Origin of the sequence: Halopseudomonas pelagia (assembly GCF_009497895.1) — a bacterium.
Lineage (GTDB): Bacteria > Pseudomonadota > Gammaproteobacteria > Pseudomonadales > Pseudomonadaceae > Halopseudomonas > Halopseudomonas pelagia_A.
In genome coordinates this window covers 2,493,508-2,517,698 of the sequence record NZ_CP033116.1, presented here as the reverse complement: position 1 = coordinate 2,517,698, position 24,191 = coordinate 2,493,508, and the positions used below count along the sequence as shown (strand labels likewise).

Below are 24,191 nucleotides of genomic sequence, written 5' to 3'. Positions count from 1 at the left end.
CCGTACCGTTGTCAGCCTCAAGATGTGATTACCGGACGGTTACCATCGTACGCCCCCACTCCGTCATCCTCGCGAACGCGGGGATCCATTGTCGGGGTTGAGCGCGGAGCATCTGTATGAGCCAAAAAAGTCAAAATGGATTCCCGCGTGCGCGGGAATGACGGGGGTTGAGGGCGGCTCGGAGTATTGGCCCCAACCTCCCATAGTCCGCCCCCAATTCGTCATCCTCGCGATCGCGGGGATCCATTTTCGGGGTCAGGCGCGGAGCATCCGTGCTAGCTGCAAAGGTCAAAATGGATTCCCGCATGCGCGGGAATGACGGGGTGTGGTGCGCGGCTCGGCGCATTGGCCCAAACTCCCCGCTGCCAGCCCCCACGCTCGTCATCCTCGCGAACGCGGGGATCCACTGTCGGGGTCAGGCGAGGAGCATTTGTGCTGGCGGCAAAGGTCAAAATGAATTTCCCGAGTACGCGGGAATGACGGGGTCTTGGAGGGTGATCGGTGTATTGCCCAGCTTTGGCTTCGGCCTAGCCACACCACTCCCCGTCATCCCCGCGAAGGCGGGGATCCAAGCGGTGCCTAAGACTTACACCTTAAGCAGTTGATTACGCAGCTTCTGAATCTCGTCCCGCATACCTGCAGCAGCCTCAAACTCCAGATCGCGCGCATGGTGATACATCTTCTCTTCCAGCTGCTTGATGCGTTTGGTGATCTCCGAGGGTGAGCGGAGCTGCGCTGCGCTGTACTCCGCGGCATCCTCGGCGGCCTTGAGCTTCTTGCGTTTGTTAGAACGGCTGTTGCTACCCGGCACCACGGCGCCTTCCATGATGTCCTGAACGCTTTTGGTAATTCCGATAGGCGTAATATTGTGTTCAAGGTTAAAGGCGATCTGCTTCTCACGGCGCCGCTCGGTTTCGCCAATCGCACGCTCCATCGAGCCGGTCATCCGGTCGGCATAGAGGATCGCCTTGCCGTTGAGGTTACGCGCCGCACGGCCGATGGTTTGGATCAATGAACGCTCGGAACGCAGGAAGCCTTCCTTGTCCGCATCCAGAATAGCCACAAGAGAAACCTCCGGCATATCAAGACCTTCGCGCAACAAGTTAATGCCAACCAGCACATCAAAAGCGCCAATTCGCAGGTCACGAATAATCTCTACCCGCTCAACCGTATCGATGTCCGAGTGCAGATAACGCACCCGCACGCCATGATCAGACAGGTAATCGGTGAGGTCTTCAGCCATGCGCTTGGTCAGGGTGGTAACCAACACCCGCTCTTCCTTGGCCGCGCGCAAGGCGATTTCTGATAACAAGTCATCCACCTGACTGGTCGCCGGCCGCACTTCAATCAATGGATCGACCAGACCGGTGGGCCGCACCACCTGCTCCACCGTGCGCCCGGCGTGCTCTGCCTCATAAGGGCCCGGCGTGGCGGATACGAAAATCGCCTGCGGCGAGATCAGTTCCCACTCATCGAAACGCATTGGGCGGTTGTCAAGCGCCGACGGCAGACGGAAGCCGTACTCCACCAAGGTTTCCTTGCGCGAGCGGTCGCCCTTGTACATGGCGCCGACCTGGGGCACGGAGACGTGGGACTCATCGATGATCAGCAACGCATTCTTCGGCAGATAATCGAACAGCGTTGGCGGCGCCTGACCATGTCCGCGGCCGGACAGGTAGCGGGAATAGTTTTCGATGCCGTTGCAGTAACCCAGCTCGAGGATCATCTCCATATCGAAGCGCGTGCGTTGCTCCAGACGCTGAGCTTCCACTAGCTTGTTCTGGCTTTTGAGTATCTCGAGGCGCTCCGCCAGCTCGACCTTGATCAGCTCAACCGCGTCCAGCAGCTTTTCCCTAGGCGTAACATAATGTGATTTAGGATAGATAGTTACGCGCGGAACCTTACGTAATACTTCACCCGTCAGCGGATCAAAATAGCTGATGGTTTCGACCACGTCGTCGAACAATTCGATACGAATCGCTTCCAGATCGGATTCCGCCGGGAAGATGTCGATGACATCCCCACGCACGCGATAATTGGCCCGGGATAACTCCATATCGTTGCGCGTGTACTGCAGCTCGGCGAGACGGCGCAGCAGCGAGCGCTGATCGAGCTGATCCCCGCGATCGACATGCAACACCATGCGCAAATAAGAAGCCGGATCACCCAAGCCATAAATAGCTGACACCGTAGCAACGATAATCGCATCGGGCCGCTCAAGCAGGGCCTTGGTCGCGGACAGACGCATCTGCTCAATATGGTCGTTGATCGACGCGTCCTTTTCGATAAAGGTGTCCGAGGACGGCACATAGGCCTCGGGCTGGTAATAGTCGTAATAGGAAACGAAGTATTCAACCGAGTTATTCGGGAAGAACTCGCGAAACTCGCCGTACAACTGCGCGGCCAAGGTCTTGTTCGGCGCCATGATGATCGCCGGGCGCTGCACCTGCTGGATCACATTGGCAATGGTAAAGGTCTTGCCGGAGCCGGTTACCCCGAGCAACGTCTGGTGCGACAGCCCTGCTTCCAGGCCTTCCACCAGCTGCGCGATGGCCGTGGGCTGGTCGCCGGCGGGCTGAAAACGGGTTTGTAGCTTGAATTGGCTCATGAATACGGGCTTCCGGGCTGAAAATCGGTGACTACTATATCACTGCGTGCGCCCTCCTTCTGACACCCTTGATCGGTAAAGGGTTTCACCATACTGCACTCGCCGCCGCACTCGCACACAAGGGCTTGTCTGTTTATAATGGCCGCCGGTTCTACCCCACCCACCTGCTTTGAGTTTGCCGATACCATGACTCTGTTCTCCCCTATTGAAATGGCTCCACGCGACCCGATTCTTGGCCTGAACGAAGCCTTCAATGCCGATACCCGTGCTGACAAGGTCAACCTGGGTGTCGGGGTGTATTACGATGAAAACGGCAAGGTGCCCTTGTTGCGCGCCGTGCAGGCTGCTGAAGAAGCGCGCGTCGCTGAGCACGCCGCACGGGCCTACCTGCCGATGGAAGGTCTGGCGCCTTATGACCAGGCTGTGCAGACGCTGCTGTTCGGCACCGATTCGCCGCTGCTGCAATCCGGCAAACTGATTACCGCGCAAGCCTTGGGCGGCACCGGCGCGTTGAAGCTGGGTGCGGATTTCCTTTATCGCCTGCTCGACAAGCGCCTGGTCGCGATCAGCGATCCAAGCTGGGAAAACCACCGCGCGCTGTTCGAGGCCGCCGGCTTTGAGGTGGTGAACTACCCCTATTACAACCCGACCACCCATGGGGTGGATCTGGAAGGCATGCTGCAAGGTATTGAAGCCCTGCCCGAGGGCAGCGTGGTGCTGCTTCACGCCTGCTGCCACAACCCGACCGGCGCCGACCTGTCCTTCGCCGACTGGACGCGGGTTATCGACGTAGTGCAGCGTCGCAAACATGTGCCCTTCCTGGATATCGCCTATCAGGGCTTTGGCGACAACCTGCAGGACGATGCCATTGCCGTGCGCCTGTTCGCCGAGTCCGGTCTGCCGATGTTCATCGCCAGCTCGTTCTCCAAATCCTTTTCGCTGTACGGCGAGCGCGTAGGCGCCCTGACCCTGGTGACTGAGAGCAAGGTAGAAAGCGCGATGGTCATGTCGCAGCTTAAACGGGTGATCCGCACCAACTACTCCAACCCGCCGACCCACGGCGCCAAGGTGGTCGCCAAGGTGCTGACCGATCCTGCGCTGTATGAGCTTTGGGAGGAGGAACTGGCTGAGATGCGCGACCGCATCCGCCTGATGCGCCAGGCCCTGGTAGAAAAGCTCAAGGCCGCTGGCGTGGCCAGCGACGTGGACTTTATCCAGCACCAACGCGGGATGTTCTCCTATTCCGGGTTGACGCAACTACAGGTTGCGACCTTGGCTGAGGATTTCGGGATTTACGCGGTGGGGAGTGGGCGCATCTGCGTAGCGGCGCTGAATCACGGCAATATTGACCACGTGGCCAATGCAATGGCGCAGGTATTGCTTACTACCAAGGGCTGATATGAAGCTGCGCACTTTGATAAAAAGGTGCCCCAAGACGTTGACTTGGATCATATTTTTGATAAAGTGCGCAGCGTCCGATCCGCGATAGCTCAGTTGGTAGAGCAAATGACTGTTAATCATTGGGTCCCAGGTTCGAGTCCTGGTCGCGGAGCCACTATTTGAAAAAGCCTGTGCTGATGCACGGGCTTTTTTGTGTCTGTTTTTTCTGCTCATCCCCTCAAGCGGTTCTCTCCCACCGTCATTCCCGCGCAGGCGGGAATCCAAGCGGAGTTACGTCTAACCCTGTGGCTATCCCGGCAGCACCTTGCCACCCGACACACCGCTTGGATCCCCGCATTCGCGAGGATGACGACGGGGTGTGTTGGTTAGTAGGTGGTTGGCTGCTGCCCTACCCCACAAACCTCGTCATTCCCGCGCAGGCGGGAATCCAAGCGGAGTTACGTCTAACCCTGTGGCTATCCCGGCAGCACCTTGCCACCCGACACACCGCTTGGATCCCCGCATTCGCGAGGATGACGACGGAGTGTGTTGGTTAGTAGGTGGTTGGCTGCTGCCCTACCCCACAAACCTCGTCATTCCCGCGCAGGCGGGAATCCAAGCGGAGTCACGCGTAATGCGGTGACTATCCCACCAGCACATCGCCGGGGAATAGTCGGCCAGGCACATGGATTAAAGTTCAGCCGCAAGCATGCAAGCGCTCTACCCTACAACTTCAACCCCCGACTGATAATCTCCTTCATGATCTCCGACGTACCGGCAAAGATGCGCTGAATCCGCGCGTTGGCGTACATGCGGCAGATTGGGTATTCCCACATATACCCCGCGCCGCCATGCAGCTGCACACCCTCGTCCACCACTCGCCCCAACAACTCGGTAGTAAACAACTTGGCCTCGGCAGCCACTTCGGCGGTGAGCTTTTTCTCGTTATGGTCCATCACGCAGCGGTCGACAAATACCTGCGCGACGTCAATCTGGGTGCGCATCTCGGCCAGTTTGAAGCGGGTATTCTGAAAATCAGCCACCGCGCGACCAAAGGCCTTGCGCTCTTTCACATATTCCATCGTCGCCTGAAAGGCAGCTTCGGCTCCAGCCACCGCACCGCAGGCATTGGTCAGACGTTCCTGGGCGAGCATCTGCATCAGATAGATGAATCCCGCGTTGCCCTCACCCAACAGATTGGCCTTGGGCACTTTGACGTCGTTGAAGAACAGCTCGGCGGTATCCTGGCTGTGCATACCGAGCTTCTTCAGTTTGCGCCCCCGCTCAAAGCCCGGCATGCCCCGCTCAACCAGAAACAGCCCCATCGCATGTTTGTTCTCCGGATCGGTCTTGGCCGCGACTATCACCAGATCGCTGAGCAGGCCGTTGGAGATATAGGTTTTCGAGCCGTTGAGCAGATAATGATCGCCCTTATCCACCGCGCTGGTGCGCATGCCAGCCAGGTCAGAGCCCGCGCCAGGCTCGGTCATCGCTACAGCTAGAATGCACTCGCCGCGAATAATCGCCGGCAGAAAACGCTGTTTCTGCTCTTCATTGCCGTACTCGGTGATGTAGGGCCCGCAGAGCGCCGAGTGCAGAGGCAACATGAAGCCCGGCTCGTTAATGTAGGCCAGCTCCTCGCTCATGATCTGTTCATAGCGAAAGTCCTTCAGCCCCAGCCCGCCGTATGCCTCATTCGCCCAGGGCAGCAAAAATCCCATTTCCCCGGCCTTGGTCCACACCTCGCGATCCACCATACCCGCTTCTTCCCAACGCTCCTGATGCGGCACCACCTCTTTCTGCAGAAAAGTGCGAAAGGACTCGCGAAACAGATTGTGCTCGGTATCAAAATGGATGCGCTGCATGGGGCTGACTCCTTATGGTTATACCTCAGAGTAGGTCGGCAGTCGCCTGGCCTCAATGACCCGAACGCTCACCACAATTGACCATTTCGCCGGGTTGCGGGGGCGGGATCGCTGTGGCTAACTCGCTAGCATCTACCAGAAAGGCTGCTTTCATGAACAACAGGTCGGTCGCCATCCATTTTGTGCAGGCAGTACTGCGCGGTGCAGAACGCCACAAGCACGATGGCCACGCTTTGTTGCACGCGGCCGGAATTAACCCGGAGTTGCTCAGCCAGCCGCGTGCGCGAGTCGACCCTGAGCAGTACGCGCGACTGGTGCAGCTCACCTGGCAGACGCTGAACGACGAATATATGGGACTGGGCCGCAGCGCCAGCAAGCCCGGCACCTTCGCAATGATGTGCCATTCCCTGATTCACTGCCCGACGCTGGAAAAGGCACTGCAACGCGGCATGTTGTTTTATGGACTGTTCGCCGACGCACCTCGTGTGCAGTTGCGCCAGGAGGGTGGGTTGAGCTGGTTGGAAATCGACACCAGCATGATGGACGACCCTGACCATTTTCTGACCGAGTCATTGCTGGTGATCTGGCATCGGCTGGGGAGCTGGTTGATCGGCAAACGGATTCCGCTGGAAACCGCCTGTTTCGACTACCCTGCCCCCACACACTACCGGGAATACGAACTGATCTTTGGTTGCCCCTTGGAGTTCGCTCAGCCAGTGACCGCAGTCGCCATGCGCACCAGCTACCTACAGATGCCACTGATTCAGGATGAGCGAACGCTGAAGCGCTTTCTGGCCCATTCACCGGCTGACCTGCTGTCGCGGCGCGACTTTGGTAACAGCCTGTCGAGCCGTTTGCGACAATTGATCGGTAAGCGGGTCGGCGCTGACATGCCGGACATGGAAGCCATAGCCGCTCAGCTGAATATGAGTCCGCCGACGTTACGCCGGCACCTGCGCGAGGAAGGTACCTCATGGCAGGAGCTAAAGGATCATTTGCGGCGAGATATCGCGATCTATCATCTGACGCGCCAGGATCTGCCCATCCAGGACATCGCCGCCCTGCTCGGTTTCTCCGAACCTTCGGCTTTCCATCGAGCGTTCAAAAAATGGACGGGGCTGACGCCAGGCGAATACCGCTGAACAGAATCGATAAAGAAACCCGGTATTAGCCCTTTATCTATCGAGCAAATGAATACTACTATTGCGCAGAGCAGGCGACCGACACACGCACCCGGACGATTTCACGGCTGAACGCTTGAGTCACCACCGTTTCCTCACCCGGATTAAGCCTGGCGCGGTTGACGTAAGGGCGCTCAGGGCCGTTGACGAAGGTGGCTTCACACAACACGGTCTGGTCACCGCTGTTGCTGAGCGTAACCGTGGCGATGTTGCTGATCTGCCCGCTGGACGCACGAATGCCCAAAGCCTCACCTTCAAGCTCCACTTCAATAGGAAAGGGCTTGTTAACGGCCGTAATGCTCTGCGCAAACAACGGCATCGACAACATCATCAATATCAGCATGGACAAGAATTTCATCATGACAGCTCCCGTTCAATTGACGTTCAGAGTACGCCAGAGATATCCACGATGAAAGCTCCCCGGGTTACTTTGGAGCAATGGCGCACCCTGCAGGCCGTGGTCGATCACGGCGGCTTTGCCCAGGCGGCGGAAGCCATGCACCGGTCGCAATCGTCGGTCAGTTACACCGTGGCCAAGATGCAGGAGCAGCTCGACGTGCCCCTGCTGGTCATTGAGGGTCGCAAGGCAGTGCTGACTGAAGCAGGCGAGGTTTTGCTCAGGCGCTCGCGTACGCTGGTGAAACAGGCCAGCCAATTGGAAATGCTCGCCATCAATATGGATCAAGGCTGGGAGCCCGAGGTTCGCCTGGTAGTGGATGCAGCCTTCCCCACTGATCGCCTGGCTACCGCGCTAAAAGCCTTTATGCCGCTCAGCCAGGGCTGCCGGGTGCAGCTTCGCGAGGAGGTATTGTCCGGCGTGGAGGATTGTCTGCTGGATGACTCTGCTGACCTGGCGATCTCCGGCATGAGCATCGCAGGCTATCTGCCGCACCAGATCAACCAGGTCGAATTCATCGCTGTGGCTCACCCTGAGCATGCCCTGCATCAGTTACAACGACAGTTGACTCATGATGACCTGCAAACCCAACTGCAAGTGGTTATCCGCGACTCAGGGCATCACCCGATTGACGCCGGCTGGCTCGGCGCCGAGCAACGCTGGACAGTGACGAGCATCAGCACCGCCGCCAGCCTGGTCGCCAGCGGCCTGGGTTTCGCCTGGCTGCCGCACCATGCTATAGAGCGCCCGCTGCAACAGGGACAACTGCTTCCCCTCGCGCTGCAACAAGGCACGCATCGCTCGCATTACATGTATCTGTACGCCAACAAGGACAAACCGCTGGGGCCGGCCACGCGCATTCTCGCCGACCTGTTGATTGAACATTCGATGACAAACTGACATCTGCCCGGGATGCTGGCTAGAATAGAAGCTCTGCATCTCTCCACACAGGACCGGACCATGCCGCACGCGAAGATTAATGGCTGTAGCCTGTTTTACACGGATCAGGGCGACGGTGAAGTGGTGCTGTTGATTCATGGTCTGGGCTCCAGCACCCGTGACTGGGAATATCAGTTGCCCAGCCTGCTGCCGCAATATCGGGTGATCTGCCTGGATATGCGCGGCCACGGCCAGAGCGACAAGCCCAAAGGCGGATATTCAATCAAAGGCTTCGCCGACGACTGCATCGCCTTTATCGAGAAATTGAACCTGGAAAAGCCGCATATCGTCGGCATCTCCATGGGCGGCATGATTGCTTTCCAATTGGCCACCCAGCGCCCGGAATTGCCCGCTAGCCTGACCATCGTCAACAGCGCGCCTGAAGTGATTCCGCGTAAACCGGCTGAATACGTGATGGTCGCCAAACGTTTGTTCTTTGCCCATGTGTTGCCGTTATCGGTAACCGCTCGCGGGTTGGCCAAGCTGCTGTTCCCCAAGCCCGAGCACGCAACCATTCGTGAAACATTTGAAAGCCGCTGGAACGAGAATGACCGGAGTGCTTACCTGGCATCCCTGCGTGCGATTATTGGCTGGGGCGTGAGTGACCGTCTCGACCGCATCAATTGCCCGGTGCTGGTGATCAGCGGCGACCAGGACTACACCCCGGTCGAAAGCAAGCGTGAGTATGTCAGCCGGCTTGGCGATGCACGGCTTGAGGTCATTGAGGACTCCCGTCACGGCACGCCGATCGACCAGGCCGACAATTTTAACGCCCTGCTGCTGGACTTTTTACGGCAATCAGGGTCTGCTGCACCCACTCAAAACGCTATGAACCAGCCCCTCTAAAACGGAGAATAACAATGTTGAAACGCCTGATTGGCGCCTGTGCCCTGTTGATGTTTGCTACCACTGCTGCGGCGGAAAATCCGCGCGTCATGCTGGAAACCAGTCATGGCGACATGCTGATTGAACTCTATGCCGAGAAGGCGCCGATCAGCGTTGAGAACTTCCTGCGCTACGCTAACGCGGGCCATTATGACGGGCTGATCTTCCATCGAGTTATTCCCGGTTTCATGATTCAAGGCGGTGGATTCACCCCTGACATGCGCCAGCGTGATGTGGGCCAGCCGATCAAGAACGAGGCGGATAATGGCCTGCTGAACAAGCGCTATACGTTGGCCATGGCTCGCACTCAGGTAGTGGACAGTGCCACCAGCCAATTCTTTATCAACCTGGGCAGCAATGACTTCCTCAACCATGGCGGTCGTGATTTCGGTTATGCGGTTTTCGGTGAAGTGGTCGATGGCCAACACGTAGTAGAGACCATTGCCAAGGTACCCACCAGCACCCAGGGCATGCACCAGAACGTTCCCAGTAGCCCTGTCACCATCATCAGCGCCAAGCGCGTAGAAGCTTCCGAAGAGTAATCCTGCTGCAGCGGCGGATCTGCCCTACTCGGCTTGCCGATAGGGCAGATAGCCCCGCGCTTCCAGATGATAAGCCTGCACACCCTCTCGCTCACGCACCAGAAAATCCGCCACCGCTGCGTGCAGAGGCTCCTGCAGTTTGTGCCAGGATTGCGTCAGCACCGGCTCGAAACCCCGTATTAGTTTGTGCTCGCCCTGCGCACCGGCATCGAAGCGTGCCAGGCCTTCGACAATGCACCGCTCCATGCCCTGATAGAAACAGGTTTCGAAGTGCAACCGGTCATATTCCTCCAGACAGCCCCAGTAGCGTCCGTACAATGCGTTACTATCCGCCAGAAAAAATGCACCTGCTACATCGCGGTCATCATGCCGGGCGAAGACCAGGCGGATGGCATCGGGCATGGAGTCGCCCAGCATTCGGAAGAACGCCGGAGTCAGGTAGGGATGTTGGCCGCGTTTGAGGTAAGTGGCGGCATAGAACGGATAGAACCTGTCCCACACCTGCGCCGTCAGCTGCGCGCCAGACAACCATTGAAAGCTGATGCCCTGCGCTTCCACAGCTTGCCGTTCCTTGCGGAAATTTTTGCGCTTGCGTGAATTGCACGCACCGAGAAAATCGTCAAAGTGCTGATAACCGCGGTTGAACCAGTGAAACTGGCAACCCAGTCGCTGAACCCAGCCGGCAGCTTGCAAGCTGATATTTTCTTCACCGAGATTGAACAGCAAGTGCGCACCCGATGACTGCTTTTGCAACAGATTGTCATCGATGTATTCCAGCAGCAGATCGCGGCTGGTTTCGCAGCGAGCCAACAGACGCGGGCCTTGAACCGGAGAGTAGGGAATGGCGGCGAGCAGCTTGGGATAGTAGTCCTGCCCTGCCCGCTCCCAAGCCTGCGCCCACTGAAAGTCGAACACGTATTCGCCGTAGGAGTGCATCTTGCGGTACAGCGGCAAAGCCGCCTGCAGGCTGTTATCGGCGTTAACGACCAGCAAATGTGCTGGCTCCCAACCTTGTTCCACACCCACCGAGCCACTGGCTTCCAGTGCGGCCAGGAAAGCATGGCGGATAAACGGATAGTCGTTAGTCAACAGGCCATCCCACTGTTCAGCGGAGACCTCTTCAATGGCGGCGAGTTGGCGTATTTTCATCAGCACAGCATGCCACACCGCGCCGGATCTTCGCAGCAATGTACGCTCATCAGCAGACCGTTTTGCCACTTATAATTTCCGTTGCGACTCACTCCCTCAATCCCGCCCCTCCGTCAGCCCCGTACGTCTTATCGCCCTCATCCGCTCAGTCGTTCCCCCTGTCATTCCGCTCCACCTCTGTCATTCCCGTGCTTCCACCGCCATTCCCGCACAGCCACCGCCATTCCCGCACTGCCCCCGTCATTCTCGTACTTCCACCGTCATTCCCGCGAAGGCGGGAATCCATTCTGACTTTCCGCCCCAACAAACACCCATAAAAAAACCCCGCCAAGGCAGGGTTTTCAACTCTGATGCGGGCTTTACTCTTCGGCCCACTGCAAAAACGCCTTGCGGCTCTCTGGGCTGAGCAGCAACCACAGTTGCTGAAGGGTCGTCAGAGTAGCGTCAGAATGCGGCAGGGTCTGCTGCGCAGCTGGTGCCTGTGATGGAGCCATAGGCGCTGGCGTCGCAGCTACTTGAGCGCCCAGCGGCTTGACCTCTTCGGAATAAGTCGGTGAGTTGCCACCACCCATCAACTGGCCTACCAGGGAAACATAGGCAGGGCCCGGCTCAGTGGGATTGCGCTGACCTGTCCGCGTGTTCTGCGCCCAACCAGCAAAGTTGTCTTCCATTGCCTGTGCCTCAGCCAGGTTTTCCGGCGCATCAAAGCCCAGCGTCCAGACGTCGCCCGCCTTGCCGTCAATCATGAAGGTCGCACTGCGCGTGCGCACCACTTCATGGCTCAAGCCGCCGCCAATGTCGTAGACATCTTCGTAATAAGCATTGATACGATACTGGCCGGGTTGCAGGTGCAGCTTGCGGTCACGATTACCGGTCATGCTATTGGCCGCAGGAACTGGCTGACCATTGATGTTCAACACTTCCAGGGTGTAGGGCATCTCCACGACGACAATCTGCCCGGTCGATTGCTCGGCACCGGAATAGAGTTTCACCGGCTCTCGCTGGGCACAGGCGGCGAGCATACAGGCAACAGCGACAACGAACAGACTTCGCATGACAACTCCTTGATATAGCTGCAAATAGAATTAAGAAAGGGACAAGCTTCCGCAGAGCGGTTGAAGGCGATAATAAGACGGTAAGATGTCAGTAAGATGACAAAAGGGTTGTGCCTCTCGGCACAACCCTTTTGTATTACAACGCTACCGCTAGATCAGAAATCGTAGCGCAGACCTACTGACAAACCTGTGGCTTCTTCACCAGCAGTGCCGTCTGGGCTGGCAGTACGAGCCTGGCCCCAAGGAGTCAGAGCAGCATTATCTTCGTTATCAACCAGCGCGTAGTTGGCATAAACGCGTACGGCTTTGTCCAGCTTGTGCTCTACGCCAACAACCCACATGTCGCTGTCGAAGTTATCCGCATCTGATTCGCGAGTCATCCACATTCCTTTGAGGGCAGTATTGGAAGCGACTTTGAACTCAGCACCCAGACCCAAAGTATCGGCAGTCAGTTGATCACGCACTTCTTCAGTAACAGCGTCGTTTTTGTAATCAACTGTCTGATAGAAGGCTACAGCCTTGATTGCGTCGGTGATCTTGTAAGCGCCGGCCAGACGTACACCTTCACGCTCGCCACGACCGGTATCTTCTTCAGCCTGCTCATAAGCGATAGCGGCTTCGACAAGTGAACCGGCATAGTTCAAGGAGGTGCTGATGGTGTCGGTGTCGACATCCTGCTCGTTCACGGTAGTTTCATGCACCGAGTAGCCCAACTTACCAGTGAAACCGCTGAAGTCAGGAGTGGTGTACTCGACTGTGTTGTCATAACGCTCGTCGAAACGGGCATTACCAACACGAGTCAGGTTACGCATATCACCGACCTGGTCACCGAACAGATTGGCTGGGCCACGTGCTGCCTTGAATGGGCTGTCGAAACGACCCATGCGCACGGCACCAAAGTTGCCACCAAGACCGACGAAAGTGTCACGAGTGTTAAAAGAACTGCCGTTATCGGTGCCGAAATCGATTTGCTGTTCAATTTGAAAGAAAGCGGTCAGGTTCGGGTTGATCTCATGATCGCCCTTGAAGCCCAGGCGCGAAGAGTTGCTGGAAAGGTTGGTCTCGGAGTAATCAGCGCCATCGTCCAGAAAGTCAACGGACACGTGTGCACGACCGTAGACGTTCACATCGGCCATGGCCATCATCGGCATGGCGGCAGCAGCCCCAACAACAATCGCAAGCAGCTTCTTATTCATCAGTAATCTCCTAGGTTTTTTAAACGCCAGCTCAGGTGACGTGACGTCGTTGTTTCGACTGGAGCGATTATGGAAATCCCAGATGACCAAACGGTTACTGTCAGATGAAGTTTTAAATTTCCAAGGAACTTTTAACGCTCCAGGCAATACAGGACGAATCAAGGGGATTAAAAAAAACCCCACCGAAGTGGGGCTTAAGGAGCAGTGCACAAAGTGAAACAGGCGGCAGCAGCCGAATGAATCAGATGCCATGGTGTGCCAGCGGTGTGTCAGGGCCATGACAACTGGAAGACAATATCGAGACAGTCCGCTCCATCATTGGCAAGCCTACCACCTTTTCACGGGTTTCAACGGCCGCCCCGTTGCAGCTCCGCCAGGTTCTGCGCGAGTGTATCCACGTTAGGTATGGGATCTTCAGGCAGCGCACGTATGACCTGCTGAGCCATACGCAATTGACCAATAAAGCGGCGGCATTTCCAGCAAATAGCCAGATGCGCTCGCACAGCCAGCTGCCGCCGAAAGCTTAATTGGCCATCAAGCAGATCGCTGGAATGCATCACCAGGTCTTTGCAACTCAACATTCTCCGGTCACCTCGTAGTGTTCAAGGGTAGCGAACACGCTCAAGCGGGCACGGTGCAATAACACACGAGCATTGGAGAGTGAAATATCCAGAAGATTACAGATGTCGGCCAACTCAATACCCTGACGCTCCCGCAGCACTAGCACGCTACGTTGCAATTCAGACAGGGACGCAAGGGTATGTTCCAGGCATTCAGCCAATTGCTGTTCGCACAGCAGCTCCTCGGGTGAGTCGCTGTGCCAGGACGCTGGAGCATCGCGCCAATGGCCGTCGGCCAGGAAACGGTCAGCGTCTACAGAGCCGTGCGGCCCGCTCCGGTCATCCAGCTGCACCTGCCGCCGCTGCTGCTTCAACCGGGTTTTCGCGGTGTTGGCTGTAACGGTAATCAACCAGGTTTTCAGCGTGGACCGGCCAGCAAAACTGTGCAGGTGCCTGACCACGGCCAACCAGCTGTCCTGCACCACTTCATCGGCCAGTGAGCTACCGACAATCGCCACAGCAACTGCGCGCATCGCGCCTTGATAGCGATAGACCAGATGACGAAAAGCAGGCTGGTCGCCCTTGAGCAGCAGCGCCACCAACGCCTCGTCATCCAGCTCTTTCATTTAATGCTTGCGCACGATCACGCTGCCAATGGAGTAACCCGCGCCAAAGGAGCAGATGACCCCATGGCTGCCGCTGGGTAGATCATCCTGGTGCTTGTGGAAGGCGATGATCGAGCCGGCCGAACTGGTGTTGGCGTACTCATCCAGCACCACGGGTGCCTCATGCGCCTCCGGGTCACGGCCCAGCAGCTTGCGGGCGATCAGCATATTCATGTTCAGGTTGGCCTGGTGCAACCAGAACCGGCGGATATCGCTCACCGGCAAATTGAATTCCTGTAGATGCTCGCCGATCAGTTCTGCCACCATCGGGCATACATCCTTGAACACCTTGCGGCCTTGCTGAACAAAAAGCTTGTCATCCTTGCCCACACCGCTATCGTCGGCGCGGTTGAGGAAGCCGAAGTTGTTGCGGATGTTGTTGGAGAACTTGGTCAGCAGCTTGGTGCCGAGGATGTCGAACTGGCAATCGGACACGGCCTGATCGGCGCGTTCAACGATCACCGCTGTGCAGGCGTCACCGAAGATAAAGTGACTATCGCGGTCACAGAAGTTCATGTGGCCGGTACAGATTTCCGGGTTGACCATCAAAATAGCGCGGGCCTGGCCGAGCTGCACCGAATTGGCGGCGACCTGAATACCGAAGGTCGCCGACGAGCAGGCAACATTCATATCGAAGCCGAAGCCTTCAATGCCCAATGCTTCCTGCACCTCTACTGCAATCGCCGGGTAGGCGCGCTGCAGATTGGAGCAGGCAACGATCACTCCATCTATATCCGCGGCAGTACGGCCAGCGCGAGCCAGGGCGTCAGTAGCGGCTTTGACGGCCATCTCGCAGAGGATCGACCATTCTTCATTGCTGCGCTCTGGGATATCCGGCTTCATGCGGTTGATATCTAGAATGCCGCTCTTGTTCATCACGAAGCGGCTCTTGATGCCCGAGGCCTTCTCGATGAAATCGGTACTGGACGGCGCCAACGCGGTGACGGTCCCTGCCTCAATGGCAGCGGCATTGCGGCTATTGAATTGCTCGACATAGCCATTGAAGCTGGCAACCAACTCTTCGTTGCTGATGCTGCTGCTCGGGGTGTACAAACCTGTTCCGCTGATCACGACTTTCTGCACGGTCGGTCCTCTTCTGTTATGGGCAATGCATCACCAATCGAGGTAATGCCTGAACAGCGCGCTATTGGCTGACTGTCCATGAATAAGTTAGTTGCTGTGCTGCAATAGCCAGGAACGGACCAGGGGAAAGTGGTCATCCCGCGCATTTGCGTGTGTCAGCATATCGTTATGACCGTAGTCTCTGGAGCATCCAGTGCCTTTCTCCAGCAATACAATCTGTGCATCATGTTTGCCCAGTTCCCGGGCGAAGGCTTTCACGTCATCAACATGGCCCAAATAAAGGTCATGTTTGCCAGCCAGATACAGACCCGGCGGCCAGTGCAAAGCGTCCAATGACAAAGCATAGTCGAATCCGTCCTCCAGATCACGCCATTCACCGCCGTTCATCCACGCCAGATTGTCACGGTGCAGCGCGCAGGACTCGTCCGCAGAACCGGCGCCCAGTGAACGCGCCGGAATAAAGCCCTTGAGGCGGCCCAATAGTCCGGCCACCCTGCCCCACAATAGATCGATCATGATACGTTTGCGCAGGCTGCGCTGGTAGATCACTCGCTTGCAACCGAAGTGCACCATACCGGCGACCCGCGGCAGATAGTGCGGCTGACGAATCAGCGCGCTAGCCAACCAGATTCCGCCCCATGAATGTGTGGCAGCGAAAAACGTCTGACCAGGATACTCACGTTCAATCAGATCAAACAGCGCCGGCATGTCTTCGGTAATCAGCTGCTGCTGGGTGATCTGCATACCGGGTTCCAGCGCCGGGGTACTTTGCCCACGACCGCGCAGATCCGGCACAAAGACGTCATAGCCCTGTTGTGCCAGCCAGGGCGCCAGGCCTTTACCCGACTGTGAATAGAATATCCGCCCGTCCTCTACCAACCCGTGCACCAGCAGCATCGGTGTACCGCCGCCTTCTGGTCGAAAACGTTGTACATGCAGAACGATGCCAGGGGCCGCTTCCAGCTGCAGGGTCGAACTGAGAATATCGACCATCAGGCGGCGATCTCCTGCCATAATTTGGCCAGGCGCTTGGCTGATACGGGGAAGCGGGTGCCCAACTGTTGCGCAAACAGCGATACCCGGTACTCCTCCAATAACCAGCGCCACTGCTGCAACTGCTCGTCCCACCGGCCTTCCTGACGGTGCTTTTGTTCGCGGGCCTGATACTGGCTCACCAGTTGCTGAATCTCACCGGTCCAGACGCGGTCGCGCTGGACCTGACCGGGCAACTTGTCCAAGCGCTGCTCGATAGCTTGCAGATAGCGCGGGTACTGGCTCAGCCACTGGGCTGGTACATCCCGAACAAAATGCTTGAATACCAACCCCTCCAACTGACCGCGAATATCGGTCAGCGCCACGGCCCAGGCCAGGTCAATCTTGCCTTTGAGGCGCTTCTGCACGCCATGCCATTGCTTGAGCAAGGCCAGCAGCTCACGCGACAGACTTTCCGCTGTCGGCACCCATTCCGCGCGGCCTTTGGCCAGACAATCCGCTAGTGCCTGCGGATCGCGCGGCAGCGGCTCGCCTTCCGGCAGAAATACCCGGTCGATGGAGGCAAGCAACAGGTCTTCGGTCAACTGCTGTTGATTGCCCCACTCGCGATAATAGATCGCGGCTTCTTTTAACGCCGACAGTTTCTGTCGCAGGAAACGCGCCTGTTCGCCCTGGGCCTGCAACAGCAATCGCTGTACGCCGCGGCGATGTGCTTGTTCAGCCTGCACCGGGGTATCAAAGAGCTGCTCAACTACCTCCTCGCCCTGCTCGGCCCAGGCCGGCCAGAAGGTCACTTCAATACCCGCCTGTTTGCGTACCAGGCTGAGCGGCAAGGCATATTCGCCTGGCGGCTGAGCTCTGGCCTGGTCGCTGCTAGCAGCCTGTACCGGTTTGGCTGGTGCCTGGGGCTGGCCGGCCAGTTGACTGCACAGGGCGCTGTGATCGCGGCCGCTGGCAATCACCTTGCCGTCAGCATCCACCACCTCAATGCGCATCCGCAGGTGCGGCTCCAGCTCGATATCATCCCAGGCGGCATCGTCCAACCGGGTGCCGGTCATACGGCTCAACTCGCGCCCCAGGGTCTGCGCCAAGTGGCCCTGCCCGAAGGGCATACGCTCCAATGCCGCACGGACAAAATCCGGCACCGGCACGAAGTTGCGGCGCAGCGACTTGGGCAGCCCGCGCACCAGCGCCACGCATTTATCAAAGATCAAGCCGGGCACTAGCCAGTCGAGCCGTTCCGCGGGAATCTGCCGCAACAGTGCGGCAGGTACTTTAATGCTGACGCCATCCTGCTCATGCCCCGGTTCAAAATGGTAACTAAGCGGTAATGCCACCTGCTCCCAGCGCCAGGCATCGGGATACTGCTCGACCGTGACCTCGCCCGCTTCGCGCTTGAGCAGATCCTCGCGAGTCATGTGCAGCAGATTGGGCTGGTCATGCTGGGATTTTTTCAGCCAGCGTTCGAAGCTGGCCAACTGATAGACGTTCGCTGGCACGTGACGGTCGAAAAACGTATAGAGCGTTTCATCGTCCACCAGGATATCCCGCCGCCGCGCTTTGGCTTCCAGCTCGTCGAGTTCCGCAAGCAGCTGCAGATTGGCCTTGTTGAACGCCGCGCGGCCATGCCACTCACCGCCGACCAATGCCCGGCGAATAAAGATTTCCCGCGAGGCGACCGGATCAATCGGACCGAAATGCACTTTGCGCTTGGGTACGATGATCAAGCCATAAAGTGTGACCTGCTCAAAGGCGACGACCTGGCCGCGCTTTTTCTCCCAATGCGGTTCACTGTGGCTGGTCTTGACCAGATGCGCCGCCAGCGGCTCGACCCATAACGGATCAATCTTCGCCGCTAGCCGGCCATACAACCGGCGCGTTTCGGTCAGCTCGGCAACCATGACCCAGTTCGGGCGTTTTTTCGCCAGCGCCGAAGACGGATGCAGCATAAAACGCCGCTGACGTGCACCGAGATAATCGCCCTCCTCGGTATTGTTGCCCACCTGGCTCAGCAGGCCGGATAACAAGGCTTTATGCACCGCGTCTTCCGACGCCGGTTGCGCATTGCGTACCAGCTCCAGATCCTTGCAAGTGAGTACCAGTTGCCGGTGCGTTTCGCGCCATTCGCGCAGACGCATGAAGTTCAGAAACTGCCGGCGGCACCAACTGCGCAATTGCCCCTGCGTCAGTGCCTGGCGCTGCTCCTCGAAACCGCGCCACAGATTCAGGAAAGCGGCAAAATCCGAACCTTCGTCTTTCCACTGGGCGTGGGCCTGGTCTGCCGCCTGCTGACGCTCCAGGGGGCGTTCGCGCGGGTCTTGCACGGCCAGCGCACTAGCAATGATCAATACCTCTTCCAGACTGCCGCTCGCACTGGCTTCGAGCAACATACGACCAATGCGCGGGTCGACCGGCAACCGCGCCAATTGGCGCCCGTTGGCGGTAATTACGCCCTCGCGGTCTACCGCGCCAAGCTCCTGCAGCAGGTTGAAACCATCACTGATCGAGCGCCCGTCCGGCGGCTCGATAAAGGGGAAGTCCTCGATCCGGCCCAGCCGCAGATGCAGCATCTGCAGGATCACCGCCGCCAGGTTGGTGCGCAGAATTTCCGGGTCGGTAAACTCCGGCCGCGCGTTGAAGTCCTCTTCGGCGTACAAACGCACGCAAATACCCGGTGCAACCCGCCCGCAGCGACCCTTGCGCTGATTAGCACTGGCCTGAGAGATCGCCTCCACCGGCAAACGCTGCACTTTCGAACGCGGACTGTAGCGGCTGATGCGCGCCTCACCGGGATCAATCACGTAGACGATGCCCGGCACCGTCAGCGAGGTTTCAGCGACGTTGGTCGCCAGCACCACCCGGCGGCCAGCATGCGAGGCAAAAATTTTCTGCTGCTCGGCCACCGACAAACGCGCATATAACGGCAGTATTTCGGTATGGCGCAGATTGGCCTTGCGCAGGTAGTCGGCGGTATCGCGAATCTCCCGCTCACCCGGCAGGAATATCAACGCATCACCTGGGCCCTTGCCGTTGGCCCGTTCGTACTTTTCCAGTTCTTGTAGAGCGGCGAGAATACCCTGTTCGATGCTCAGGTCTTCCTCGACCTGATTACCCTCTTCATCCATCTCCGCGCTGAGCGGCCGGTACCAGACATCCACCGGATAGGCACGACCTGAAACCTCAATCACCGGCGCATTGTCAAAATGCTCGGAGAAGCGCTGCAGATCGATGGTCGCCGAGGTAATGATGATCTTGAGATCCGGGCGCTCCGGCAGGATGGTTTTCAGATAACCCAGCAGAAAATCGATATTCAGGCTGCGCTCGTGGGCCTCATCGATAATCAAGGTGTCGTAGCGCTGCAGCAGCCGGTCGTGCTGGGTTTCAGCCAGCAGGATGCCATCGGTCATCAACTTGATCAGCGTGCTGTCCTTGCTCTGATCGGTAAAGCGCACCTGGAAGCCGACCAGTTCCCCCAGGGGTGTACCTATTTCATCTGCAACACGACTGGCGACACTGCGCGCGGCCAGACGCCGCGGCTGCGTGTGGCCTATCTGGCCATGACTGCCGCGGCCCAATTCGAGACAGATTTTCGGAATCTGTGTGGTCTTGCCCGAGCCGGTTTCACCGGCAATCACCACTACCTGATGCTCGGCGATCGCCGCCCTGATCTGCTCGCGGCGCTCGGCAATCGGCAGTTGATCGTCGTAGCGCATCGGCGGAATGCTCGCGCCGCGCGCCTCAACTCTTGCGCAAGAACGGCTGAAGCGCTCTTGCCACTGGGCCAGACGCTGGGCATCCGGCTTTTTACCCAGACTGGCAAGCTGGCGTTCCAGGCGTGGACGGTCAGCGGCCATGGCCTGGGTGAGTTGGGCGACAAGGGAATTCAAATCAGTCATCAATTCGGCTCTGGAGAAAACAAAAAACCCCGCCAGTGCATAGCAATGGCGGGGTCGTATTGTCGCAGATTTACTCTACGCGTTGCTGCAGCTGAGACCGCTAATGTTACTTATTGGCGATTTTCTTCAACTCTTCATCGCGCAGCTCACGACGCAGGATCTTGCCGACGTTGGTGGTCGGCAGCGCGTCGCGGAACTCGACAAACTTCGGTACTTTGTACGCGGTCAGGCTGTCACGCATCTGCGCTTTGACCTGCTCTTCGCTCAGTTCAGCGCCCGGCGCCTTGACCAGAAATACCTTGATCGCTTCGCCGGATTTTTCATCCGGCACACCGACCGCAGCACACTGCGTAACACCCGGAATCGCCGCCATCACATCTTCCAGCTCATTCGGATAAACATTGAAGCCGGAGACAATAATCATGTCCTTCTTGCGGTCGACGATCTTCAGGAATCCATCTTCCTGAATCAGCGCGATATCACCCGTTTTCAACCAGCCTTCGGCGTCGAGCATTTCATCTGTGGCTTCCTGGCGCTGCCAGTAGCCCTTCATGACCTGCGGGCCTTTGACGCACAGCTCGCCCCGCTCACCCATCGCCACTTCGTGACCGTCATCGTCGATGATCTTGCACAGAGTGGATGGCACTGGAATACCAATAGTGCCCAACTGAATTGCTTTGATCGGGTTCACTGTAGCCAGCGGGCTGGTTTCGGTCATGCCGTAACCTTCACAGACTTTGCAACCGGTGATCTTTTCCCAGCGCTCGGCCGTGGCTTGCTGCAGTGCCATACCACCTGAGAGGGTGACCTTGAATTGACTGAAATCCAGTCCACGGAAGGTTTCGTCATTACACAGGGCGACAAACAGTGTGTTCAAACCAACAAAACCGGTAAAACGGACCTTGGTCAGTTCCTTGACGAACGCCGGAATATCCCGTGGATTGGTGATCAGGATGTTGTGATTACCACTGATCATCATCGCCATGCAGTGAAAAGTGAAAGCGTAAATATGGTACAGCGGCAGCGGACAGATCAGCACTTCCTGACCGTCCTTGATGCTGTTGCCCATCATCGCCTTGGCCTGCAGCATGTTGGCGACCAGATTGCGGTGGGTCAACATCGCGCCTTTGGCTACGCCTGTAGTGCCGCCGGTATATTGCAATACCGCGACATCGTCATTGGTTGGCGAAGCTTCGGTAAAGCTCTGCCCTTTGCCCTTGGCCAGCGCATCGTTGAACTTGATCGCACCCGGAATATTGAAGGCCGGCACCATCTTTTTCACATGCTTGACGACAAAGTTGATCAACGTCCGCTTGAGCGGTGGCAGCATGTCACCGACTTCGGTAACGATGACTTTCTTGACGCCGGTTTTTGGAACTACCTGCTCAGCCAGGTGAGCCATGTTGGCCAGGCAGATCAGCAACTTGGCACCGGAGTCATTGAACTGGTGTTCCATTTCGCGTGGCGTGTACAACGGGTTGGTATTCACCACGACATAGCCGGCGCGCATGGCGCCAAACACCGCTATGGGGTACTGCAGGACGTTGGGCATCTGGATGGCGACGCGATCGCCTGGCTGCAGACCGCTGTGCTTCTGCAGGTAGGCGGCAAAATCACCAGAGAGTTTGTACATTTCACCGTAGGTAAGGGTTTTACCCAGGTTGGTAAAGGCAGGCTTGTCTGCAAAGCGCTGGCAGGATTCCTTCAAAACGGCAAGGATGTTGGGGTACTGGTCCGCATTAATCTCGAAAGGAATGTCTGCCGGGTATTTGTCTTTCCAGAAATTCTCAAGCATGGATGCCTGCTCCTGAACTAGTCGGCCACGCAAGCCGATTCTCTCTTATGGGTTATAAAGGCTACTCCGAAAACGCGTAGAAAGCGCGGTAGCGAAGTTTCCTGCACAGAACTGGCTTATCGGCGTCAATGATGAACGAAAACAGCATTTCAGTCGAAAAGTGGCCGAAGACTAGCAGTTTTTGCCAGATCAGACCAGCATGGCTATTGAGCGGCGTGGGGGTATGGAAGAATGAGCTTGCGGGGGGAGTAGCCCGGCGGGAAACCACCGGGCTTAACGCTGGCGATGCCAGCTGAGCAGATTACGCTCGGTTACTTGTCGCGCAGCTCCCGGCGCAGAATCTTGCCGACCGGAGTCATCGGCAGAGAATCGCGGATTTCATAATGCTTGGGTACTTTGTAGCCAGTAAAGTTGGCGCGGCAATACGCTTTCAATTCATCGATATTCAGATCATCCGCGCTAGGCACAACGAACAGTTTGACGGCTTCGCCGGACTTCTCGTCAGGGACGCCGATCGCCGCAGCGTTGGCGACCTTCGGGTGCGCGGCGACCACGTCTTCAATCTCGTTCGGATAGACGTTGAAGCCCGAGACAATGATCAGATCCTTGATGCGGTCAACGATGGAGACAAAACCGTCCTCGTCAATCACAGCGACGTCGCCGGTTTTCAACCAGCCTTCAGCGTCGAGCATCTCTGCGGTTGCATCGTCGCGCTGCCAATAACCCTTCATCACTTGCGGGCCTTTCACGCACAACTCGCCGCGCTCGCCTACCGGTAGTTCAACGCCATTCTCATCGATGACCTTGATCGCGGTGCTAGGTACCGGCAAACCGACGCTACCCAGCCGCGCCAGACCATCACCTGGGCTGGAGCAGACTACCGGCGAGCACTCGGTGAGGCCATAGCCTTCGCCGATAAGGCTGCCGGTCTTGCCTTGCCAACGTTCGGCAGTCGCTTTGACCAGGGCAGTACCGCCAGAGGTAGTGCTCTTGAGATGGGAGAAATCGATCTCGGTAAACTCGGGGTGCTCCATCAACGCCACGAACAGCGTATTGAGGCCAACCATGGAGGAGAACTTCCACTTCTTCAGCTCTTTAACGAAGCCGGGAATATCGCGTGGATTGGTAATCAGCACGTTATGGTGCCCAGCCAGCATCATGCACATGCAGTTCGCGGTGAAAGCGAAGATATGGTAAAGCGGCAACGGACAGATAACAATCTCACCGCTGTCGCTCATGATCTTCTGGCCGTCTTTATCCACCTGCTGCATGTTGGCGTAAACCTGCAGCATGTTCGCAACCAGGTTGCCATGGGTCAGCATCGCACCTTTGGAGGGGCCGGTAGTGCCGCCGGTATATTGCAGCACGGCGACATCATCCAGGGTTTTGGTCACCGGCGTAGGCGTCTTGCCCTTGCTGGCTTTAAGTGCGGCCTTGAAAGACACTGCCTGAGGCAGATTGAAGGACGGCACCATCTTCTTCACACGCTTGACGACGGTATTGACCAGCATGCCCTTGAGGCCAGGCAGCATATCGCCCATGCGCGCTTCAAACAGGTATTTCAGATCAGTATCGGGGAGCACTTCCTCAACCAGATGGCCGAACATATTCATGTAGATCAAGGCTTTGGCGCCGGAATCTTTGAACTGGTGGCGCATTTCCCGCGCGGTATACAGCGGATTGGTATTGACCACGATCAGCCCGGCGCGAATGGCGCCAAAAACGGCAACAGGGAACTGCAATACGTTGGGCATCTGGATGGCGATGCGATCGCCAGGTTTGAGGTCGGTCTGCGTCTGGATGTAGCTGGCAAAGTTGCCAGACAAACGATCAATTTCACCGTAAGTCAGCGTGGTGTCCATATTAGTAAACGCAGGACGATCAGCGAATTTCTTGCAGGAGCTTGCGAATACTTCATTGATCGAACCGTATTGCGTCAGGTCGATCTCGTTAGGTACACCCGGTGGGCGCTTGTCATTCCAGAACGCTGCTTCCATTATTG

General features: G+C 57.4%; 18 protein-coding genes and 1 tRNA gene. 6 read left to right on the top strand and 13 right to left on the bottom strand.

Annotation, left to right across the window (positions count from 1 at the left end; genetic code table 11):
• Positions 1-586: 586 nt before the first annotated feature.
• Complete coding sequence (uvrB, locus tag EAO82_RS11810) at positions 587-2,608, bottom strand: excinuclease ABC subunit UvrB (protein WP_096347854.1); 2,022 nt, start codon at positions 2,606-2,608, stop codon at positions 587-589.
• A gap of 186 nt (positions 2,609-2,794) precedes the next feature.
• Between uvrB and EAO82_RS11805 the strand changes: the two genes are divergently transcribed.
• Together EAO82_RS11805 and EAO82_RS11800 are read left to right on the top strand one after the other, a co-directional pair.
• Positions 2,795-4,006 carry an amino acid aminotransferase gene (locus EAO82_RS11805; RefSeq protein ID WP_096347855.1) on the top strand — a complete coding sequence of 404 codons (1,212 nt, stop codon included), beginning with the start codon at positions 2,795-2,797 and terminating at the stop codon, positions 4,004-4,006.
• Between the two features lie 81 nt (positions 4,007-4,087).
• A tRNA-Asn gene (locus EAO82_RS11800) sits at positions 4,088-4,163 on the top strand.
• Positions 4,164-4,713: 550 nt separating this feature from the next.
• Here EAO82_RS11800 and EAO82_RS11795 read toward each other — a convergent pair.
• Positions 4,714-5,853 (bottom strand): acyl-CoA dehydrogenase family protein, encoded by a 1,140-nt coding sequence (locus EAO82_RS11795; RefSeq protein ID WP_096345292.1) that lies wholly within the window; start codon positions 5,851-5,853, stop codon positions 4,714-4,716.
• Positions 5,854-6,005: 152 nt separating this feature from the next.
• On the opposite strand from EAO82_RS11795, the gene EAO82_RS11790 reads away from it, so the two are divergent.
• Complete coding sequence (locus tag EAO82_RS11790; protein WP_096345293.1) at positions 6,006-6,995, top strand: AraC family transcriptional regulator; 990 nt, start codon at positions 6,006-6,008, stop codon at positions 6,993-6,995.
• Between the two features lie 58 nt (positions 6,996-7,053).
• Here the strand turns inward: EAO82_RS11790 and EAO82_RS11785 are convergent, their stop codons facing one another.
• A complete protein-coding gene (locus tag EAO82_RS11785; RefSeq protein ID WP_096345294.1) occupies positions 7,054-7,395 on the bottom strand; it encodes a hypothetical protein in 342 nt (113 codons plus the stop codon).
• A 48-nt stretch (positions 7,396-7,443) separates the two neighbouring features.
• On the opposite strand from EAO82_RS11785, the gene EAO82_RS11780 reads away from it, so the two are divergent.
• The 3 genes from EAO82_RS11780 to EAO82_RS11770 are packed head-to-tail and all read left to right on the top strand — an operon-like array spanning position 7,444 to position 9,797.
• The gene (locus EAO82_RS11780; RefSeq protein WP_096345295.1) at positions 7,444-8,331 is read left to right on the top strand and encodes a LysR family transcriptional regulator; all 888 of its coding nucleotides are present in this window, start codon (positions 7,444-7,446) and stop codon (positions 8,329-8,331) included.
• 60 nt (positions 8,332-8,391) lie between these two features.
• Positions 8,392-9,216 carry an alpha/beta fold hydrolase gene (locus EAO82_RS11775; protein WP_096345296.1) on the top strand — a complete coding sequence of 275 codons (825 nt, stop codon included), beginning with the start codon at positions 8,392-8,394 and terminating at the stop codon, positions 9,214-9,216.
• Between the two features lie 14 nt (positions 9,217-9,230).
• Positions 9,231-9,797 carry a peptidylprolyl isomerase gene (locus EAO82_RS11770; RefSeq protein ID WP_096345297.1) on the top strand — a complete coding sequence of 189 codons (567 nt, stop codon included), beginning with the start codon at positions 9,231-9,233 and terminating at the stop codon, positions 9,795-9,797.
• 24 nt (positions 9,798-9,821) lie between these two features.
• On the opposite strand, the gene EAO82_RS11765 is transcribed toward EAO82_RS11770, so the two are convergent.
• The 10 genes from EAO82_RS11765 to EAO82_RS11720 form a co-directional block, all read right to left on the bottom strand.
• Positions 9,822-10,946 carry a GNAT family N-acetyltransferase gene (locus EAO82_RS11765; RefSeq protein ID WP_096345318.1) on the bottom strand — a complete coding sequence of 375 codons (1,125 nt, stop codon included), beginning with the start codon at positions 10,944-10,946 and terminating at the stop codon, positions 9,822-9,824.
• A 359-nt stretch (positions 10,947-11,305) separates the two neighbouring features.
• Complete coding sequence (locus EAO82_RS11760; RefSeq protein ID WP_096345298.1) at positions 11,306-12,001, bottom strand: DUF2057 family protein; 696 nt, start codon at positions 11,999-12,001, stop codon at positions 11,306-11,308.
• A gap of 155 nt (positions 12,002-12,156) precedes the next feature.
• A complete protein-coding gene (locus EAO82_RS11755) occupies positions 12,157-13,197 on the bottom strand; it encodes a porin (protein ID WP_096345299.1) in 1,041 nt (346 codons plus the stop codon).
• A gap of 347 nt (positions 13,198-13,544) precedes the next feature.
• Positions 13,545-13,778: an anti-sigma factor family protein gene (locus tag EAO82_RS11750; protein WP_096345300.1), complete on the bottom strand. Its 234-nt coding sequence runs from the start codon at positions 13,776-13,778 to the stop codon at positions 13,545-13,547.
• On the bottom strand, positions 13,772-14,383 hold the full coding sequence (locus EAO82_RS11745; RefSeq protein ID WP_096345301.1) for an RNA polymerase sigma factor: 612 nt from the start codon (positions 14,381-14,383) through the stop codon (positions 13,772-13,774). The genes EAO82_RS11750 and EAO82_RS11745 overlap by 7 nt, the downstream gene beginning before the upstream one ends.
• On the bottom strand, positions 14,384-15,505 hold the full coding sequence (locus EAO82_RS11740) for a beta-ketoacyl-ACP synthase III (protein ID WP_096345302.1): 1,122 nt from the start codon (positions 15,503-15,505) through the stop codon (positions 14,384-14,386). It abuts the gene before it with no gap.
• Positions 15,506-15,592: 87 nt separating this feature from the next.
• Complete coding sequence (locus tag EAO82_RS11735) at positions 15,593-16,519, bottom strand: alpha/beta fold hydrolase (RefSeq protein WP_096345303.1); 927 nt, start codon at positions 16,517-16,519, stop codon at positions 15,593-15,595.
• Positions 16,498-20,394, bottom strand: a complete 3,897-nt coding sequence (gene hrpA, locus EAO82_RS11730) for an ATP-dependent RNA helicase HrpA (RefSeq protein WP_096345304.1) — start codon at positions 20,392-20,394, stop codon at positions 16,498-16,500. The genes EAO82_RS11735 and hrpA overlap by 22 nt, the downstream gene beginning before the upstream one ends.
• 106 nt (positions 20,395-20,500) lie before the next feature.
• The gene (gene fadD1 / locus EAO82_RS11725; protein WP_096345305.1) at positions 20,501-22,189 is read right to left on the bottom strand and encodes a long-chain-fatty-acid--CoA ligase FadD1; all 1,689 of its coding nucleotides are present in this window, start codon (positions 22,187-22,189) and stop codon (positions 20,501-20,503) included.
• Between the two features lie 311 nt (positions 22,190-22,500).
• Entirely contained in the window at positions 22,501-24,186 is a 1,686-nt protein-coding gene (locus EAO82_RS11720; RefSeq protein WP_096345306.1) for a long-chain-fatty-acid--CoA ligase, read from the bottom strand.
• Positions 24,187-24,191: the final 5 nt, after the last annotated feature.